Origin of the sequence: Myroides odoratimimus (genome assembly GCF_004337635.1) — a bacterium.
Taxonomy (GTDB): Bacteria; Bacteroidota; Bacteroidia; order Flavobacteriales; family Flavobacteriaceae; genus Flavobacterium; species Flavobacterium odoratimimum.
Genome location: NZ_CP037427.1, coordinates 3,863,755 through 3,883,662 on the forward strand (window position 1 = coordinate 3,863,755; position 19,908 = coordinate 3,883,662).

22 protein-coding genes are annotated in these 19,908 nt (G+C 33.8%); 9 read left to right on the forward strand and 13 right to left on the reverse strand.

The annotated features are described in order from the left end of the window. Positions 1 to 18 precede the first annotated feature (18 nt). From E0Z07_RS17615 to E0Z07_RS17640, 6 genes are all read left to right on the forward strand, one after another. The gene (locus E0Z07_RS17615) at positions 19 to 1,119 is read left to right on the forward strand and encodes a BT_3928 family protein (protein WP_006261755.1); all 1,101 of its coding nucleotides are present in this window, start codon (positions 19 to 21) and stop codon (positions 1,117 to 1,119) included. 12 nt (positions 1,120 to 1,131) lie between these two features. Next, complete coding sequence (locus tag E0Z07_RS17620) at positions 1,132 to 2,208, forward strand: ABC transporter permease (protein ID WP_006261756.1); 1,077 nt, start codon at positions 1,132 to 1,134, stop codon at positions 2,206 to 2,208. Between the two features lie 24 nt (positions 2,209 to 2,232). Then, the gene (locus E0Z07_RS17625; RefSeq protein ID WP_006261757.1) at positions 2,233 to 2,817 is read left to right on the forward strand and encodes a TlpA family protein disulfide reductase; all 585 of its coding nucleotides are present in this window, start codon (positions 2,233 to 2,235) and stop codon (positions 2,815 to 2,817) included. 1 nt (position 2,818) lies between these two features. Further along, positions 2,819 to 3,574 carry a triose-phosphate isomerase gene (gene tpiA / locus E0Z07_RS17630; protein ID WP_006261758.1) on the forward strand — a complete coding sequence of 252 codons (756 nt, stop codon included), beginning with the start codon at positions 2,819 to 2,821 and terminating at the stop codon, positions 3,572 to 3,574. 172 nt (positions 3,575 to 3,746) lie between these two features. Next, positions 3,747 to 4,604, forward strand: a complete 858-nt coding sequence (locus E0Z07_RS17635; protein WP_006261759.1) for an AraC family transcriptional regulator — start codon at positions 3,747 to 3,749, stop codon at positions 4,602 to 4,604. A gap of 201 nt (positions 4,605 to 4,805) precedes the next feature. Continuing rightward, on the forward strand, positions 4,806 to 5,534 hold the full coding sequence (locus E0Z07_RS17640) for an FAD-binding oxidoreductase (protein WP_006261760.1): 729 nt from the start codon (positions 4,806 to 4,808) through the stop codon (positions 5,532 to 5,534). Between the two features lie 47 nt (positions 5,535 to 5,581). Here the strand turns inward: E0Z07_RS17640 and E0Z07_RS17645 are convergent, their stop codons facing one another. Both E0Z07_RS17645 and E0Z07_RS17650 read right to left on the reverse strand, forming a co-directional pair. Further along, complete coding sequence (locus E0Z07_RS17645; RefSeq protein WP_006261761.1) at positions 5,582 to 6,214, reverse strand: response regulator; 633 nt, start codon at positions 6,212 to 6,214, stop codon at positions 5,582 to 5,584. Then, positions 6,207 to 8,168, reverse strand: a complete 1,962-nt coding sequence (locus E0Z07_RS17650; RefSeq protein WP_131541066.1) for a tetratricopeptide repeat-containing sensor histidine kinase — start codon at positions 8,166 to 8,168, stop codon at positions 6,207 to 6,209. Before E0Z07_RS17650 ends, E0Z07_RS17645 begins: the two co-directional genes overlap by 8 nt. 165 nt (positions 8,169 to 8,333) lie before the next feature. Here E0Z07_RS17650 and E0Z07_RS17655 point away from each other — a divergent pair, with 165 nt between their 5' ends. Next, positions 8,334 to 8,810: a hypothetical protein gene (locus E0Z07_RS17655; RefSeq protein WP_006261763.1), complete on the forward strand. Its 477-nt coding sequence runs from the start codon at positions 8,334 to 8,336 to the stop codon at positions 8,808 to 8,810. Between the two features lie 195 nt (positions 8,811 to 9,005). Here E0Z07_RS17655 and E0Z07_RS17660 read toward each other — a convergent pair whose 3' ends face one another. From E0Z07_RS17660 to E0Z07_RS17705, 10 genes are all read right to left on the reverse strand, one after another. Further along, positions 9,006 to 9,542, reverse strand: coding sequence for a DUF4269 domain-containing protein (locus tag E0Z07_RS17660; RefSeq protein ID WP_006261764.1), 537 nt, complete (start codon positions 9,540 to 9,542; stop codon positions 9,006 to 9,008). A gap of 15 nt (positions 9,543 to 9,557) precedes the next feature. Continuing rightward, positions 9,558 to 9,890, reverse strand: coding sequence for a DMT family transporter (locus E0Z07_RS17665; RefSeq protein ID WP_006261765.1), 333 nt, complete (start codon positions 9,888 to 9,890; stop codon positions 9,558 to 9,560). 60 nt (positions 9,891 to 9,950) lie between these two features. Then, the gene (locus E0Z07_RS17670; protein WP_006258565.1) at positions 9,951 to 10,511 is read right to left on the reverse strand and encodes a Crp/Fnr family transcriptional regulator; all 561 of its coding nucleotides are present in this window, start codon (positions 10,509 to 10,511) and stop codon (positions 9,951 to 9,953) included. Between the two features lie 23 nt (positions 10,512 to 10,534). Next, entirely contained in the window at positions 10,535 to 11,056 is a 522-nt protein-coding gene (locus E0Z07_RS17675; RefSeq protein WP_006258566.1) for a GNAT family N-acetyltransferase, read from the reverse strand. Beyond that, a complete protein-coding gene (locus tag E0Z07_RS17680; RefSeq protein WP_006261766.1) occupies positions 11,034 to 11,600 on the reverse strand; it encodes an AAA family ATPase in 567 nt (188 codons plus the stop codon). Before E0Z07_RS17680 ends, E0Z07_RS17675 begins: the two co-directional genes overlap by 23 nt. 344 nt (positions 11,601 to 11,944) lie before the next feature. Then, the gene (locus E0Z07_RS17685; protein WP_006261767.1) at positions 11,945 to 12,742 is read right to left on the reverse strand and encodes a class I SAM-dependent methyltransferase; all 798 of its coding nucleotides are present in this window, start codon (positions 12,740 to 12,742) and stop codon (positions 11,945 to 11,947) included. A gap of 116 nt (positions 12,743 to 12,858) precedes the next feature. Further along, positions 12,859 to 14,268: a M1 aminopeptidase family protein gene (locus E0Z07_RS17690; RefSeq protein ID WP_006261768.1), complete on the reverse strand. Its 1,410-nt coding sequence runs from the start codon at positions 14,266 to 14,268 to the stop codon at positions 12,859 to 12,861. Positions 14,269 to 14,948: 680 nt separating this feature from the next. Then, complete coding sequence (arsB, locus tag E0Z07_RS17695) at positions 14,949 to 15,971, reverse strand: ACR3 family arsenite efflux transporter (RefSeq protein WP_006261769.1); 1,023 nt, start codon at positions 15,969 to 15,971, stop codon at positions 14,949 to 14,951. Positions 15,972 to 15,975: 4 nt separating this feature from the next. Further along, positions 15,976 to 16,461 (reverse strand): DUF6428 family protein, encoded by a 486-nt coding sequence (locus tag E0Z07_RS17700; protein WP_006261770.1) that lies wholly within the window; start codon positions 16,459 to 16,461, stop codon positions 15,976 to 15,978. A 65-nt stretch (positions 16,462 to 16,526) separates the two neighbouring features. Continuing rightward, the gene (locus tag E0Z07_RS17705) at positions 16,527 to 16,856 is read right to left on the reverse strand and encodes an ArsR/SmtB family transcription factor (protein ID WP_006258572.1); all 330 of its coding nucleotides are present in this window, start codon (positions 16,854 to 16,856) and stop codon (positions 16,527 to 16,529) included. A 179-nt stretch (positions 16,857 to 17,035) separates the two neighbouring features. Here E0Z07_RS17705 and E0Z07_RS17710 point away from each other — a divergent pair, with 179 nt between their 5' ends. After that, positions 17,036 to 17,557, forward strand: coding sequence for a transposase (locus tag E0Z07_RS17710; protein WP_006261771.1), 522 nt, complete (start codon positions 17,036 to 17,038; stop codon positions 17,555 to 17,557). Positions 17,558 to 17,768: 211 nt separating this feature from the next. On the opposite strand, the gene E0Z07_RS17715 is transcribed toward E0Z07_RS17710, so the two are convergent. After that, entirely contained in the window at positions 17,769 to 19,169 is a 1,401-nt protein-coding gene (locus E0Z07_RS17715) for an NAD-dependent succinate-semialdehyde dehydrogenase (protein ID WP_006261772.1), read from the reverse strand. 257 nt (positions 19,170 to 19,426) lie between these two features. Here E0Z07_RS17715 and E0Z07_RS17720 point away from each other — a divergent pair, with 257 nt between their 5' ends. Continuing rightward, complete coding sequence (locus E0Z07_RS17720; protein ID WP_006258575.1) at positions 19,427 to 19,771, forward strand: DUF6660 family protein; 345 nt, start codon at positions 19,427 to 19,429, stop codon at positions 19,769 to 19,771. The last annotated feature ends 137 nt before the right edge of the window (positions 19,772 to 19,908 follow it).

Consider the following 19,908-nt stretch of genomic DNA (forward strand, 5'->3'; position numbering starts at 1 on the left):
TAATACAATCAAATAACTATGAAAATAATTGCTCAATTATCTCGAATATTTGTAGGAATACTATTTATCCTTTCTGGATTAGTGAAACTAAATGACCCTATGGGGTTCTCATATAAGTTAGAAGAATACTTCTCTGAAGCTGTATTAAATATTCCTTTCCTAGCTCCCTATGCCGTAGGATTGGCAGTGACTCTTGTGATTGCTGAAGTACTATTAGGAGTTGCTCTATTAATAGGGTATATGCGAAAATTGACAATTACTTTACTGTTCTTAATGATTGTATTCTTCACATTCCTTACCTTCTACTCTGCATTCTTTAATAAAGTAACAGATTGTGGTTGTTTTGGGGATGCTGTTCCACTAACACCTTGGGGATCTTTCACAAAGGATATTGTATTACTTATCTTGATTCTTATTATCATGAAATATAATCAAGTAATAAAACCTATCTTCTCTGGTAAGATTAACAATATTATAATGATTCTGTCTTTAGTACTATGTAGTTTTATGGGATACTGGGTATTGAACCATTTACCTTTAAAAGACTTCAGAGTTTATAAAGTAGGTACTGATATCGTAAAAGGAATGGAGATTCCTGAAGACGCTCCAAAAGCAGTTTATGAGATTACGTTCTACTATGATGTAAATGGTGAAGAGCGCAAGTTCTCTGATAAAGAGTTAACTAAATTACCTGAAGGTGCTAAATACCTAAGAAGAGAAGAGAAACTTATCTCTGAAGGATACCAACCTCCTATTCATGATTTGACTATGGATAAAGACGGTATTGACCACCTATCTATGATGATGGCAGAACCGAAATTAGTAATGCTTATCTCTTATGACCTAACTAGAGCTGATGAAAAAGGCCTAGAAGCAATGAAAGACTTTGCTAATAAAGCTATTGTTAAAGGATATGTAGTAGCTGGTATGACTGCTTCGAATCAAGACTTAATAGAATCTGTAGTTAGTAAATACAAACTTCCTTTTGACTACTATACATGTGATGGGACTACACTAAAAACAATAGAGCGTGGTAACCCAAGTATAGTAGTAATAGAAAATGGTGTTATTGTAGAGAAGAAACATTGGAATGACAGAGAATCTGTAAACTTAAAATAAGCCTACACGACCTTGTTAAGTTATTTTTTAAAGAAATTATTATACGCATTCTTCACCTTGTTTGGTGTAGTTACTGTTGTCTTCTTTCTATTTAATATTCTTCCTGGAGATCCAGCTAGGATGATGCTTGACCAGAATGAAAACTCAGAACAACTATTAGCTATCAAAAAAAAGTATGGTTTTGATCAACCTAAAGGAAAGCAATATCTGCTTTACTTAAATGACTTATCTCCTATCTCTGTACATAGTGAAACAGAAGGAGATTACAATTTTAATACCGATCAAAAGTACAATGGAACAGTCCTATTTAGCACAGGGCAATACAACTTGATGCTGAAGACACCATACTTAAGAGAAAGCTTCCAAAAAAGTGGTAAGAAAGTAAGTACCATATTAGGAGAAACCTTGCCAAACACTATTCTATTAGCAACATTAGCTATTAGTATTGCGCTTGGTATTGGTGTACTACTAGGTGTTGTTTCAGCTCTATTTAAAAACACATGGCTAGACAAAACAATAGCTATTATAAGTACTTTTGGGATGAGTATTCCTTCGTTCTTCAGTGCTATTTTATTTGCTTGGATATTCGGGTACGTACTGCATAGTTACACTGGACTACCGATGACAGGAAGTCTCTATGAGGTTGATGATTTCGGAGAAGGAAGACATTTAGTGCTAAAGAATGCTATATTACCTTCGATAGTACTTGGAATAAGACCATTAGCTGTTGTAATTCAGTTAATGAGAAATACACTATTAGAAGTACTTAATCAAGATTATATACGCACAGCCAAAGCTAAAGGATTAAGCACTACACAGGTTATCTATAAACACGCTTTAAAAAACTCTCTGAATCCTGTAGTTACAGCATTATCAGGATGGTTTGCCTCAATGCTGGCAGGAGCAGTCTTTGTTGAATATATCTTTGGGTGGAATGGCCTAGGTAAAGAAATAGTAGATGCACTGAATACACTAGACTTACCTGTGATTATGGGCGCAGTACTTATTATCTCTTCTTCTTTCGTAATCATTACTATTTTAGTAGATTTGATATATGCTTATTTAGACCCTAGAATCAAGTTAAATTAAAACAATAAAACAGAAATAGAATCAATGAAAAAAATATTCATAACATTAGCACTAGCTGCTGCAGTATTTACTTCTTGTAAAGAAAAAGCAGAAACAACTACAGAAGAAATCTCAACTACATTACAAGAGGAGACTTCTGCTACACCAGAAGTAGAACAAGTAAAAGATACAACTGTATTTGCTTCTAGAGCATTAGAACAAGACTTTGCTGAATTAGATGGGAAGTCAATTACACTTCAACAAATCCTTGATCAACAAAAAGGAAAAGCTATCCTTATAGATGTATGGGCTGCTTGGTGTCCTGATTGTATCAAAGCGGTTCCTACTATGAAAGAGATTAAAGCAGAGTTTACGAATGTAGCATTCGTAAATCTTTCTCTTGATAAAACAGAAGAATCTTGGAAAGAAGCAATTGAAAAATACGGTATTGAAGGACTTCACTACTACTCTAAAGAAGGAAAAGGAATGAAAGGAGACTTTGGTAAATCACTAGATTTAAACTGGATCCCTCGTTATATCGTAGTAGATAAAGAAGGAAAAATAGCACTATACAATGCTACTGAAAAGAACTTCGATCAAATAAAAGACTTACTTAAAAAAATTCAATAATATGAGACATTCAATCGTTGCTGGTAACTGGAAGATGCACAAGACATATTCTGAAACGCATACTCTATTAGACGAGTTAATTGAAAAATTACCTTCAGGGAAAGAAGTTGAAGTAATTGTAGCTCCTACTTTTGTAAACCTTGCTAGTGCTGTAGCACATTTAGAAGGAACTAATGTACAAGTAGCTGCACAAAATATGCATCAAGCTGAAGGTGGAGCATTCACAGGTGAAATATCTGCTCAAATGCTTACAAGCATTGGTGTAGAGACTGTAATCATTGGACACTCTGAAAGAAGACATTACTTTAATGAAACTGATGCTGTACTAGCTGATAAAGTAAATACTGCATTACGTCATAATATGCGTGTGATCTACTGTATAGGAGAAGAGCTAAAAGATAGAGAAAGCAAACAGTTCTTAAACGTTATCTTTAACCAATTAAGAGACGGGTTATTCCACCTTACTAAAGAGCAGTGGAATAATATCGTTATTGCTTATGAGCCTGTTTGGGCTATTGGTACAGGAATGACAGCTACTCCAGAGCAAGCACAAGAAATACATGCTTTTATCCGTCAAGAAATTGATAGAAAGTATGATAAATCTGTTGCTGAGAATACTTCTATTCTTTATGGAGGAAGTGTTAAACCTAGTAATGCTCAAGAAATCTTCTCTAAACCTGATGTAGACGGTGGTCTTATCGGTGGAGCTGCTCTTGTAGCTGATGACTTTGTCGCTATCGTAAATGCTGCTAATTAATAGTATTTCATAATATTAAAGGGCATAAACTTTTGACAGTTTATGCCCTTTTTGTATATCATAACTTATACATATTGCCTTATTTCACACCCCTTTACGAAAGTATTTATTCTCTATTTAAATAGATTCTAAATAATTACAGTATATTTGTAGTCTATTAAATAACAATATAATGACTCATACTAATGATATTATCACTTATAGCCAGTCTCCTAAAGCATTAGGAGGTATTTATATAAAGGATCATACACATATAGAACAAAAAAAGTCTATCATTAACCACACACATAGAGATGATTACTATGTAATTTCTATTGTAACTAATGGAGAGATGAGAATGGACTGTGAAATGGAGACATTCACTGCCTTACGCAATAACATACTTATTGTCAAACCTTACCAAATACACAACGTTAGACACATTAGCGATGACTTCACTGGTTATCTTTTAGGCATACAAGAGTATAGAATACCTAATGATCTCAATGACTTGCTTTATACTTTACCAGAAAGTCAACAACTTCTAAACATAAAAGAAGAAGAGATGCAAATGCTTGCTACTACTTTTGAGTTAATGAAGAAACATACGGCTACCAATAGCCAACATAAGATGCAGATCATTAATGGGCTATTCTCTACTGCATTATATAGCATTTGTTCTCAAACAACGCATAACTTACAAAACAAAGAGTTAGGGACTCAATCACAACCAACAGTGATTACAAGCAACTTTAAACGCCTAATCACACACCAGACACATCTGAACCTTCCTTCTTATTTTGCTAATGAATTAAGTATTACAACAGCACATCTAAATGACTGTGTAAAGAAAACCACAGGACAAACAGTTAGTTATTGGTTAAAGAAATCAATACTAGATGAAGCGAAACGCTTACTATATTACACCAACAAACCTGTTAAAGAAATTGCCTTTAACCTAGGTTTTGAAGACCATACGTATTTTTCTCGTATGTTTAAAAAACTAACCTATCAGACTCCTCTACAATTTAGAGATACTGTAAGAGCTTAATTCTATACTGTGAATTAAGCTCTTTTTTATAAGGAAAAAGAGAATAGAAAACAGGAAGCAGTCAACTAAATTTAGAGATGTACATAACTCCTAATTCTTAATTCTACACTTTCCCCTCTTTTATCCAATCTTCTCCTATTTTAGTTTTACATCCTATTCCTTCTTTTTAATGAATTTTGCTTAAAACTAAAAGAGAAGAAAATGCCAAAGATTCCAAAACTAATAGGTACAATAGTAAAGACTGCATGGAGTAAGATGTTTGTTACTGTAGTAGTTACACAAAAAGAACAGCTAGCTAATGGCTTATTGAGAATACGTTTTGAAGCTGACCTTTCTAATGCTAAATACGAAATAGGACAAGCCATATTAATGCAAATATCAGACACAGAATATCGCAATTACACTCCTAGCATTTTTAATAAAGAAGAAGGGTACTTTGATGTAATATTTCATCAAAAAGCGAAAGGTCCTGGCACTACTTTTTTCAAGAATATAACAATAGGTACTGAACTCACTTCTAGTTTACCTAGAGGTCTAAATATCTATGATGAGAACACCTATTACCATTTCTTCTATGGTGATGATACTTGTATAGGATTCTGTCAGGCATTACAAGAAGAAATGAAAAAGAATAACCATAAACTAGAAGGTCTACTTGAGTTAAGTGATCATTCTATCCCTTATGCCAATGACCATCTACCTCATATGGAGTATATTGAAAAATCAGATGATAAAGAAGTATACCCTGCAGTAGATTATTTAGAATCTATAGATACTTACCGTTGGAATAAACTAGTTCATGGTCAATTCTACCTAATGGGTAATGGAAAGAGTATTCAGAAGTTTAGAAAGGCACTACGAGCAAAAGGAGTCTCTTCTAACAATATCATTACGCAGCCTTTCTGGGTAGAAGGAAAAATAGGCTTATAAAATGACAAATCTAACTAACTCAATAAACAACTGCTACGGAGAATAAATCAGATTAACTTATTCTCCGTAGCTATTTTTACAAGTTCAAACATATTCTTTGCTTTAAATTTCTGTAACAGATTTCGCCTATGAGTCTCCACTGTAATTACTGATATGAATAGTTTATCCGCTATTTCTGCAGAAGTCAATCCATTAGATATAGCTTGTAGCACCTGCTGCTCTCTTTTAGTCAGTCGAGGCAATTCTACAGGATTAGATAATTGAGTTAACATAATCTCTTGTACTTTCTTACTCAATGCTAACTCTCCATTAATAGCTCTTTCTACACATTCGACTATTTCTTTAGCGTCAGCATTCTTCAGAATATATCCATTCCCTCCATTCTCTAAAAATCGAAAGATAATACTTCTCTCTTCCTGATTACTTATCCCTATCACAACAATATTAGGGGATTTCTGTTTAATCATCTTACAGAAATCTAATCCACTGCCATCATTGAGTACTATATCTAGTAATACCACATCTACTTTATTCTTCTGTATAAAATCTACTATTGCCTCTCCACTACTGAAAAAGAATAATTGGTACCTCTCATCTACTTGAAACAATGATTTTAAGCCTTCTAATATCATTGGATGATCATCTACTATCGCTAACGTGATTATATCCTTATTACACATTACACTCTACATTTATCGTTGTTCCTTGTCCTTTTTGAGAGTCTATACTTAATGTTCCATTGATTAACTGTACTCTACTTTCCATATTTTTAATCCCTAATCCATATATTACCTTAGTAGTGTCAAATCCTACTCCATCATCCTCTATTGTCAGAGTCAACAAGTCTTCGTTTTGACTAATCTGTACAATCACATTATCTGCTTGAGCATATTTAATTATATTACTCAATCCTTCCTGTGCTATGCGATACAAAACTAATTGTGTCTGAAAAGGAATAGTGGTACTGATAGTAAATGCTTCGAACTGAATACTCATTTTTTCATACGTCATAGATTCACACAATTCTTTTAAAGCAATTTCTAATCCTAAATTCTTTAGTGTCTCAGGCATTAGGTTTCTAGATATCCTCCTCATTTCTATGATAGACTTATCTATTTTAACTAATAGCTCACTAGACTCACTCGTCTCTGCAGAAGAAATAGACATCCTTATATTCGCTAACATTCCTCCCATGCTATCGTGTAGATCTTGAGCAATACGTTGTCTTTCTTGTTCTTCCCCTTTTAATACATCCTGAGAAGCTTCATATTTTCGCTTATTCTCTAAGTTTATCAAATCTTGTTGATGGCTTATGCTAATCTGTTGATTTAGCTTTTGTTGATTTTTATAATTTCGAAAAGCTAATATGGCTATGATTACACTTAGTACTAGCCCTATTACTAAAAACAGCATACGCATATTTCTATTTTTAGCAATCAAAGCATCTTCCTTCTTTTCTTGTATTAATTGGTTAATTGTCTGCTCCTTATCATGAGTATCGTGTATAATCTCTAATTCGTTCATCTTTTCCAACAGCTTTTGTTGTTGGAGGCTATCTCCTAATACACTTGATTTTTTCATCCATTGATAAGCTTCTTTATAATCGCCTAACACCTCATTAACAGCTGCTAACTGTGTAAAAGTTATTTTGCGATTAACAGCTTCTTTACTCAAGATATTATCCTTTAAGATCTGCTCTAAGATAAGTTTAGCTCCCTCGTAATCACTCTGCATCAAATAAACATTATAAACGCGGAAATAAAGCATTTGAGTAAGCTTAGGTTGCTTCATTTGCTTAGAGAGTTCTATTCCTTTATTTAAACTCACTAGAGCAGGTTTATACTCCTGTCTAGTGGTGTGATACATTGCTAATTGATAATAATAATTGGGATACTGTCTCGAATTAGGGTACTGTTCTAACAGTTGAGTCGCTTTATCTAAATAGATCTTAGCTGCAGTGCTATTAGCCTGATAACAATAATTACTCACTAAATTAAAATAAGTAATCAAGTGAATAGTTCCCTCTTCCGGCAATTCTTTTAATACCTCTAAAGCTTTAAAGTGGTACTCTTCTGCTTTATCAAATTGTCCCACTGACATAAAGGTCAACCCTACTTGCGTATTAGCATAAGCTAGATATAACTTATTTCCTGCCTTTTCACTTAATGGAATACACTTCTCTGTCAGCATTTTTAGTAAGACTTCATACCCCTTATCTTCTACTTGCACATATGCGTAGTTATACCAACTTCGAATTAAAACATCTACATTTTCCTTATCCTCCTTCAGCTCTTTAATCGCCTCTTCATAATATTGTTTCGCTTTGCTTTTACTCCCTTGATTAGTCTCATAAATCCCTTGATAATACGCTATCACGCCTTTAGATAACAAATGCTTATTAGGCGAAGACAATACCTTAGTCAGCGCTTCCTTACTGTTCACACTATCTGTAGGAGCATAAAACTCTGCTAAAAGCAAATAATGCTCTAAACGATTTTTTTCACTCTTACTAGTCTTGATTTGTTCATTTATTTCTCTGAAGTAACCTTCTTCATCTAAAGGTAATAGCTGCTGACCATAACTAAAAGAAATGAATAAAGTAAAAGAAATAAGTAGATAAAGATTTTTCAACATAGAATCATGTATTAAAGTACAAATATCACAATAAAAACACATTCATCATTTACTATTCTAAAATTAATGGTAAACCATTAGAAACAGATTCATGGTATTCTGTGATTGTCATAAAAAGCCAATCTACTGATATTTGTAACTCACATATAAAACAAAACAAAAAACATGAAAAACTCAAAATTAAGAACTGCTTTTTTAAGTGTATTAGCCGTTTTAACATTAGGCTTAACTACTACAGCTTGTAGTAGTGATGATAATAGCACTGACAGTCCAGCTTTAGAAAAGAATACTTACAAAGTCACAGTATCCTTAACTAATGTTGGTGAAAATGATTTCGTTTCTCTAACTTATGCTGGAGGAACACTTAGCGGAAAGACAGATGTATGGAAAGTAAATGGTAAAGTTAGAACAGGTGAGTCTGCTATTAGTCTAGCGAAGAACGACTTCGGTGCTGGTACTAAAACGTATGTAATCGAAACTACTGAGCCTATCAACGCTTTTGCTAATAGTGTACAGATTATTAACTATGGAGAGAGTTTACCAATCAACTATAAAATAGAAAAAGGAGGAAAAGTATTGGTTAATGAAGAACTAACTTTATCAGGAGATGGTAAAGACTTCTCTAAACAATACGCTTTCTAACACATTCTTATTACTTTCTCAAGTATTGTTTAGTTACTAGAACATCTTTATTATTAGTTGTCTAAGATGTTTACATGAGATGTTTGTTAACGATTACCCACTATAAGTGTTAGTACCTATAGTGGGTAATTTTATGTTCAAAAAGGTACTATATACTAATACATCAACCCCACAATTCCTCTATTTAACCCTATCTTACTCCTTATTGCCATAAGCTAATAAGCTATCATAAGGATTGCCAGTTAACCCTAATAACTGTGCAAAAGCAGGCTCTGTTTTTATCCCTGCTTTTTTCAGTTTTATTACTTCTTGCTTGAAGCTATCACCTTTCTCGTTTAAGATAGCATATTCAATGAGCATATGTCGATAACCATTTTGTTCTTCTACAGGTCTAGGTTGAGCGAATAACTCTATAGGAAATTCTTCTAACGTAAAGTTGACTACTACAGTAGGTATACCTCCTATCTCTACTTCTGTCAAAGTATAATCTTCTATAAACGAAAACGAAAGTTGTACTGTTTGTATAAACTCCTCTTTATTCTGATAACAACAAGCAATATCTAAATCACTCCCTTCAACGGCAATATCTATCGGAAAAGTACCAATTAATATTGGATCAAACTTACGTAACTTATCCATTACTAATCCTTGTTCTAGTACCTCAGCTATTCGCTGTTGTACCTTGTTCCCTTCTCGTAGATAACTCAGCTCTTTAAAATTAATATCACTCATTCTTCTATTTGTTATTTAATGTGTACTCATTTTAGAAAACACATTGATTACAACTACCCCCGATATAATCAATCCCAGCCCTAATACAGCAGGTACATCTGGTTTTTGGTTATACAGTACTATCGCGATCAAAGTTACTAAAACGATACCTACTCCTGACCATATCGCATACGCTATCCCAACAGGAATAGTGCGAAGAGTCTGACTTAAACAATAAAATGCAGCCGCATACATCAATACAGTCAATACACTAGCTCCTAATTTAGAAAATTGTTCTGATGCTTTTAAAGCACTTGTACCTATTACTTCACACACAATAGCTACTGCTAAAAAGATAAAATTCTTCATATATCATTTATTTACGCCACAAAAATAGCCCTCAACAGAGGGCTACTTTTTTGATATATGTCAAATTCTTCTGATTCTACTCAGTGTTTCTTGGGAGATCCCTAGATAAGATGCGATATTTCCTAAAGGGATTCTATTCACATCACTCCCTAGATCTTTTAATAATCTGTGGTATCGCTCTGTAGCAGACATGGTCTGTAGTTGAAAAGCTCTATCTTCTAACTGTAAACAATAGTCTTCTGTAGAGCGTCTTAAAATCAAGTTTAACTCAGGATATTCTTTAAAAAAGCGAAATATAACTTGGTTTGGAATCGCATGTACCACACAGTCTTCCATACATTGTATAAACTCAAGAGAAGCCTTGCTCTTATACATCTGATAAGTAGATCCCATGATCGTTTGTTCAAAAGCAAACCATACATCTATCTCTTGATCATTATGCATATAGAATCCACGCACAAAGCCTTCTTCTAAAACATAAAGACTACCTGATAGTTGTCCTTTTTTTAGTAAGTACTCCCCTTTTCTCTTATAAAATATCTGAGTATTTTTCTCCAAAGCCTCTTTACACATTGGTGATAAATACCCATATTGCTCGAATAATCTAATTAACATATTCATAGCGTTCCTTCGTTATAGCCTTTTTATTTCTTAAGTCTAATATACCAAAAATTTGGCACACCTTCATCTAAAAATGTATCGACTACTTTAAAACCTACTTTTTCTAACACATGTCTAGAGCCATCATTACCTACTTCAGAACTAGCATGTATCGGTAACGTTGTCAAATGTTTGTCTGCATATACTAAGCATGCTTTCGCAGTCTCAGTAGCATATCCCTTACCCCATGCCTCGTAGATAAAGCGGTATCCTAAATCTAAGTATTCTGCGACTCCACTAGGACCGTCTTTTAAATACTTAAAGCCTGTCCACCCGATAAAAGTATTCGTTTCTTTCTCTATCACAGCCCATCTTCCGATACCGAAGTCTTCGTATTGCTGACGAATAAATCTGATTACGCCGAGCGCCTCTTCTTTACTCCCTATCGGTTTCTTACCTAAGAACTCTAACACTCGGATATCTCCGTCTAAAGCCAATATCCCCTCTACATCTCCTTCTTCTAAAGGGCGAATTATTACTCTATCAGTCTCTATTATTTCTTTCATTTTCTTCTTTCTTTAATTGATTCATTACGAAGGTTACGCGTTCATCTACTGTCCCTTTAGGCACCTCTATTAGAGTATAACCATATCGTTGATACGTTGTTTTCATTGTCTCATAAGTTGCCCTAGCTACCTCCATATCCTGTTTGCGTTCTTTGTCTTGCGTATAGATTTCTCCCCACGGAGGTAAGATAAAGACAGTTGGCATATAGGGAAGACTGGAGGCGATACTATGCTGTGCCTCACTTATATCTAATCCTTCTAATACGGCATAGCCTAGGCTATCGAGTATCCCTCTGTCCCATAATATAACCTCATCCGTTATACAGTGTTCGTAATCATAAACAGACTGAGATAGCATCGCTTCATAAAATAATTGTTTATTCTCCCAAGGCAGTACATCGCTACCCAATGCTTGTTCGCGCTGGATAATAGCCCTCCCCACTTCAGGCATTACGGTATATCCTTGAGCTTCTAAGGCATGAAGTAACGTCGTTTTTCCGCTACCTGGGCCTCCTGTAAATATATAGAATGGTGGTATGTTCATGTATAAAATATGGTATTACTCACTCTTATTGATAATCTCAACAAGAGCAAAACTGTTGTTACTGATACTTGTATTCTTAGGAAAAACGAAAAGCAATCACTGTAGTAGTACCTACACACTTTTCTAAAAATGAAGTCATTAAGATAGAAGATAAACTTAATGTAGTAAGGCAAATTTACTCAAAATATCCTAATCCCAAAAAACAAACGCATTACCGCCTCACTATGGATATAGATATACACCTCATATTCTATTCACTCTATACTATAATATACGCTATATATAGACTCAACTATAGGCACGGATTATACTCTGTTATCTCATATATATAAGCCGCGTCATGCTTACTTTCCTGCTACGATAGCATATACTAAAGGAGCTTTATCCCCAAAAGGTTTAATCTGATACTTCTTAGGTGCTATCTCTACCACCTGATTAAAACAAGGATAAGGAGAATAGTTATGTTCTTCGAAGGCCTTTATTTGCAATTGATTATTAACCAATCCCTGCACAACATCAGCAATACTGTGATTCCAACTTACACTACCAAACTCAGCATCAGCAGTCTTATCTGCGTAGGTACCTGTCTCTGTCTCTACGATAGGCTCTATATTAAAATAAGAGTACTCAATCTTAGTAAAACCGTAGTCATACATCCAAATGAAAGGATGAAACTCTACGAATACAAATTTACCTCCTGGTTTGACAAACTTAGATACTACTTCAGCCCATTTATTCATATCTGGTAACCAACCTATCACTCCATAACTGGTATATACGATATCAAACTGCTCTTCTAACACCTCTGGAAGTTGATACACATCACTGCAAATAAAACGAACATCTAGTCCTAACTGTTGAGCTAGTTCACTCCCTTTTTCTACAGCTTTATCAGACAGATCTACACCTGTTGCATCTGCCCCCATTCTAGCTAACGAAAGCGTATCTTGTCCAAAGTGACATTGTAAGTGCAGAATCTTCTTCCCTCTAACATCTCCTAACAAGTTTAACTCTATCTCATTTAGAGAAGTCTCCCCTGCCAAAAAATCTTTCATATTATAGAACTCAGAATCTACGTGCAAAGCCACCTTCTCATTCCAAGTTTTTTTATTGATCTCTATATAGTTATTATTTGTGTCCATGATTAGTTTACTCTTTCTATTTTAAGAAAGCTAAAAATAATAATTCCCATTTATAAATCATCTACAGAGATGGTGTATTTTAAGGAGATACAGAGACCATTAGTATAATTTTAAAATTAGAACTCCTTTTTTACTAATTCAACAGCATCATTTATAGAGTTTTTTCCTTCAAAATACTTTGTTTTTATTTCTTCAAACTTCTTATCATCCTTAATTGTCTCCTTTAACGTAGAACACAGAAAATCATAGTTTGTAAAATCAGTCTTTGTCATAAGAATATTTCTTAACCAACTCCACATCTGTTTATCTCCGATTTCTTTTCGTATCGCCTCGAATAACAAAGGTGCATAGTAATACACATATAACTCTCTATCCAAATACTCTTCTTGAGACTTTATTTTACCAAACGGAATAACAGCTTCTTTAAACTTATCTAATGCCTCTATCTTTCTAGATACTATCCCTTTATAAATATCCTTACCTAAGACATCCTTAGTTAATTGCCAAGATAGATATTCTGCAAATCCTTCACTCATCATATCTCCTAACTCTGAATTAAACACCTTATAAGTCCCAAAGTAATAATGTCCTAATTCATGTGCTATAAAAGGTCTAAACCAATTCTGTGTCTTAGGCTTAAAAATACTTTTCAATCCATTATTTCCCCAACCAATAGTATATATACTAGGATAAGATACAAACATCCAAGAATTATTCTTAGAAGTAGGTGTAGTATTTATAAATACTGTTTCTTGTTCAAATGGAATACCGATATTAGTAGTATAATATTTTTTAAATGATTCTATCAAATGGCCGAATTCTTTTATTTGACTTTCTTCAATATCTGGATTTAATAAATAGGTATTATCAACTTTTGAATATTTGTAATCTCCACTAAAAATAGCTAGTTCTTGAGGTACATCACTTTTAAATCGATGAGTTTGGCTCTTCACTGGTATATTCCCATTGATATAAAGCGTAGTACAGTCCTTACATGTTAATTCAATATCATATTTTACCCTATCATAAGCCTTATCCTTATCTATATCGTATAAAACAGGATACCAACCTGATTGATTCCCATCTGCTCTAACAGAATAATTATTAAAAGCTATATTCCCTTTCCAATCCTCTCTACTATAATTCTCAATAGTATCAGTAGCTACAGGAAATTTACCCACATATCTTATCTGCAAAGATTTAGGTAGAAACTTGCCTTTCTTAGTATTATCTGCAAAATAGTAAGCTAATGTTTCTCCTGTTGAAGTCGAATCACTAAATGATTTATCTGCATAAATTAAAAAGTCATTTGGTTCCTTACTTCTAAAGTGTAAAGGATTCATGCCTGAGTTTAAACGAATATAATAGTTCTTTAACTGCGGAATGTCTGATAAAGTCAAGTCACATTCAAAGGTTCCTTCTTTAATAGAAATATTTACTTTCCCCGTGATTAAAGGCGCATTTTCTTGAGCAGACGAATACATTGATGTAAGGAAGATCAATACTAGCAAATATACTTTTTTCATAATATAGTTTAGGTGTGTTTAGTAAGTCACAAGATAATAAAAAATAAACCACTAATAATCATTGACATATATAATTAATCAAACAAATAGTTTACTCCAAAGAATTATAAAGTCAGAATAACGTAAACAAACCTATAGTTCATTATAAACACACATTCAACAGCTCTAATATTATTCAATTCTACTAAAAATACCCTGACACATCTTCATAACTTTTTCTCTATACAATTCTCTTCCATCTCAATAGAATCACTAGAGCTAATCCATGAACAATAGCTGGATAATAAAAGGAGCATCCTTCGACAAACCCTCTCTTTCCTCCACCATCCTCTAGGTATTGTCCATGAATTGTCCAAGGACTTCATTACATACCTCGTATTTACTAGGGTTAAAGCAGGTATGAGTAAAGTATAAAAACCAGTCAAAAAAAAATAAAATACTGATAATCAATAACTTAAAATAAAACACCATGTAAAAAAAATGACACCTTTTTTTAAATTATTGGTTGTATAAAGGTCAAAAGAACTGCTTTAACTAAAAAAAGAAGAGTAAAAAAAGCTATTTACCATTAAAAAACAGTAAAAAGAAGAGAGAAAACAAAAAAAGTATAGATAGTTTTCTCGAATAGGTACTATAACACAAAGACGCAGTTCTAGGGTGAACTACGTCTCTATCTATATTTATTTTTGATAATATTTCTTTTGCCAATACAAGCTTAATCTCACAAGAGCAATTAAGACAGGTACTTCTACCAAAGGGCCTATTACTCCGACAAATGCTTGGGGAGAATGTATTCCAAAGACTGCAATAGCAATGGCAATAGCTAATTCAAAGTTGTTTCCTGAAGCAGTGAAGGCGATAGCAGCATTGTGATCATAAGGTAATTTCATACGATAGTTCAGCCAAAAACTGATGGCAAACATCAATACAAAATAAATAACTAAAGGAATACCTACTTGTACCACTTCCATCGGTAATTCTACTACCTGCTGCCCTTTAAAAGAGAACATCAACAGTATCGTAAATAATAAAGCATACAAGGTAAAAGGTGATATGCGTGGAATAAACCTGTGATTATACCACTGCTCTCCTTTGTATTTCACCAAGTATTTTCGGCTTAAGAATCCTGCTAAAAATGGAATTCCTAAGTAGATTAAGACACTTTGTATCACTTCACTTATCTCTATATGTACATCATAAGTAGCCAAACCTAATTTGGCAGGTAGTACATTGATAAAAAGCCATACATACACACTGTAGAAAAGCACTTGAAATACACTATTCAGAGCTACTAACATAGCAGCATATTCTTTATTTCCTTTTGCCAAATCATTCCATACTAGCACCATCGCTATACATCTAGCCAGACCGATTAGAATCACTCCTATCATATAGTCAGGCTGATCCCTCAAAAAAATAATAGCCAACACAAACATAAGAACAGGACCAATCACCCAATTCAGTAGTAAGGATGAAGTCAATGCCTTTTTATCTTCAAACACTTTTGGTAATAAGTTATAATCCACCTTAGCTAATGGAGGATACATCATCACAATCAACCCTATCGCTAGAGGGATATTCGTACTCCCAATAGACACCGATGCCATAAGATCTTGAATGCGGGGAAAGAAATAACCGACGCCAACACCTAATATCATGGCCAAAAATATCCAAAGGGTAAGGTAGCGATCTAAAAATTTCATCCTTTTATTTCTCATCCGAACAACACTCGCTACTAGGTGAACAACAAGATTCTGCTTTTAAAGAAGACAGAGCTACTTTAGGTTTAGATAAAGGTATACCACATGCATCTTCTGCTAAACACGCTGTCAAGGTATTTTGTAATACAAAGTGCTTATTAGTTGTATCAAAACCAAGATTATACTTACCTATAGTAGCCTGTTGATACTCTACCTCTACTTCAGCATCTTGGATCTGTAATAAACGCTCAGACAAATTAATAATGTGCAATAGCTTCTCAGCTTTCAGTTGATGATCGTAATCATCTGCTAACCACAACTGGAAACTCACTTTCTGCTCTTTTCGTACAGTACCTCCACAGTCAATAAAGTTTTTATCAATCTGACCTACTTCTGTAATATGAAAATGCGAGGGTACACTATTACCGTCTTCTAATTTAAATACCACGTCTTGCATGGTTGCTAACACTTGTTTTACTTCTGATAATTTCATATTTCTAAATTTTAACACTTATTAATACATCGTAATATTACGATACGTTAGTTTAAAAAAATGCCTTAGCAGCATTCGTTATTTTGAATAGATTGTGCAAAGAATAATCCAAATTCTTGAGCAAATTCATTCCATACCGTATCATCTATACAATAACAGACAGACTTTCCTTCTATACTTCCCTTAATAAGACCACTGTTTTTTAACTCTTTCAGATGTTGAGAGATAGTTGCTTGTGCAAGACCTAATTCTTCTACTAAGTCATTACAGATACAGGCTTTCTGATTAATGATGTATTGAAGAATAGCTAATCTAGCAGGATGCGCTAGTACTTTAAACATACTCGCTAACCGATTCTTTTTCTCGCTAAACAATTCTGCTTTTGTAATTCCCATAATCTCTTCATTTAATACATCGCAATATTACGATGTATTATTTAAATAGCAAAGGAAATGAGGGATAATTACACGAATGATATAAGGTAGAGACGCAACACTTTGCGTCTAACACCATGTATTTAAATGCATTAAAAAAACAGGAATACTTTTTGTAGACATTAATTAAACCAAAAACAATGAATCTAAACAATAAAATATATAGAAGTCCTTCTAACAGGGCTCAATGGTGGGATTATAGTAATAATGGTACTTACTTTATTACAATATGTACAAAAGATAGAATCAATTACTTTGGTACAATTCAACAAGAAGAAATAATCTTGAGCCCATTAGGACATAGCGTATTAAAATGTTGGAATAATATTCCTTTATATCATCCTTATGTCATACTTGATGCTTTTATCATAATGCCTAATCATATACATGGTATTTTACATATTAACAACAGTAACACATTTAATGACAACAGCACATTAAAAAAGGAATGCAAAGTTACTTCTGGTAGTTTAGGCTCTATAATAAGAGGATTTAAAGTAGGAGTAAAGAAAGATGCTTACACACTAAATATTCCTTTTTTCTGGCAACCAAGATATCATGATCATATCATACGAACTGCAGAATCTTATATTAAGATTGCTAATTATATTATAATGAATCCTATTACATGGAAACAAGACAAATTCTATAATAACCTATAAATCATATTGATGGACATACTATACGGTAGACGCAATGTATTGCGTCTCTACAGAACATTACTGATATACACATTACACGTTAGACACAACGTATTGTGCCTCTACAGAACATTCTTTGTCATATAAAATTCATTAACCAATGAATATAAAAAAAAGAGGATGTTCTATAAAGAACACCCTCCACTTAAACAATTAAAAGTACTTATTACTACTAATAAGCTTTATCTATATCAGTTACTCTGATCAATTTCTCATTGACGAATTCATGGATACCGTATTTCGCTTGTTCTCTACCATACCCTGACTTCTTCGTACCACCAAAAGGTAATTCTGGTGAGATTCCTGTCACATGGTTGATATACACCATTCCGGTAGCAATCTGACGAGCGACCTTCACTCCTCTTTCTTTATTCTCTGTGAATACACTACCGCCTAATCCATAATCTGTATCATTAGCCAATGCGATAGCCTCTGCCTCGTTCTCTACTTCATAAATCATGAATACAGGACCGAATATCTCTTCGCTATAGGCATCCATGCCTTTCTTGATACCTGTTAGAATAGTTGGTTCCATAAACCATCCCTCTCTATCTAGTTTATTCCCACCATAGACTAACTTAGCACCTTGTTCTACAGCTTTCTTCACTTGTTTTAATACATCTTCTCTTGCTTTCTCACTACTTAGAGGTGCTAGCTGAGTATCTGCTGACATAGGATCACCTACCTTAGTTTTCTTTACTTGCTCTGTTACTCCTTCGATAAACGCCTTAGCTAATTTCTTATCAACTATAAGACGTTTAGGTGATACACATACTTGACCAGCATTCCATAGTCGACCTTCTACAGCACCCTTAATTGCTTTCTTAAGATCTGCATCATCTAGTACAACGAAAGCATCACTACCTCCTAACTCTAATGTCGTTTTCTTAATATGTTTACCTGCGGCAGCAGCTACACTTGATCCTGCTGGCTCACTTCCTGTAAATGCTACAGCTTTCACTCTAGGATCACCGATAATTGCTTCTATAGATGCTCCTGGTACAAATAGATTAGTGTATACCCCATCAGGTAGACCACATTCTTTAAAGATCACCTCCATAATCTCTGCACACTGAGGAATATTAGAAGCATGTTTTAACACCATCGTATTCCCTGCCATAAGATTAGGGGCAGCAGAACGAGTAATCTGATAGAATGGGAAGTTCCATGGCTGTACACTAAGAATAGTACCTATGGGTTCTTTACTGATAAATGCTTCTCCATGAGGGGTTTTTATCTTTTCATCTGCTAATAAGGTTTCTGCATTAGTAGCATAGAAGTCAAAGATATCTGCACATAATAATACTTCTCCTATTCCTTCACTGTGTAGTTTACCCATCTCACGAGTGATTAAGGCTCCTAGCTCTTCTTTACGTGCTCTGAAAGTTTCTGCTACTTTATGAATAATAGCTGCTCTTTCTTTTATCGTAGTCTTGCCCCATGTCAGAAAGGTCTTATCTGCTTTAGCTAAGATTCTATCTATTTCTTCAGGTGACATAACAGGATATACTTTTTCTTCTTTTCCCGTAGTTGGGTTGATTGTCTTAATACTTGATTTTATCTGTGTACTCATAATTATATTTTTTTAAGTTCCTACTAATTTACTTAATTGAAAATGAAAGACTTAAAAACTTATGTTAAATCCCTATGAGTGAAGAAAATATAACAAATACGAGTCTGAATAACACAAGGATCTCATAAGAACAAGAACTATTGTACTATAAAAAACAATAGTACGAGTCTATTGTATTCCATATTTAGCTATGCAACACTGTTGCAAAGACATAGTCTATGTTTTATCATCTCATCTCTTTCTACTATATTTGCCTTATGAAACAATTCAACAACATATTAAACTTATTTCTTTCGTTAGTTTTTCTAGCGATAAGTTTCTATCCTTGTGCGGATAGTTATGTTGATTTGAATATTACTCAAAGTACAGAATCTATACACTTAACTTCTTTACAACAGGCTGACTCTGATATAGACCACTTAGATGTGTGCTCTCCTTTGTGTAGCTGTTCTTGTTGTGCAGTTTCTTTAACTGTGGCAGAAGTCATTAATGTAATAGATCTTTCTTCTGTAAAACACAACCACAAAATCCCTTCATATCACAAAGATGCTGTGATTAGAATGGAGTACCCTATTTGGCAACCACCTAAAATAGTTGCTTAATACCCTTTTAACTTTTTATTTCTATCTATTCATTGAGCTATAATATTGTTCAATGAACCTTTAGAGCTACTTATTTCTGTAGGCATATTCTAACAGAGAACAAGATTGTAGTTATCCTATACAGGCTTATAGAATCA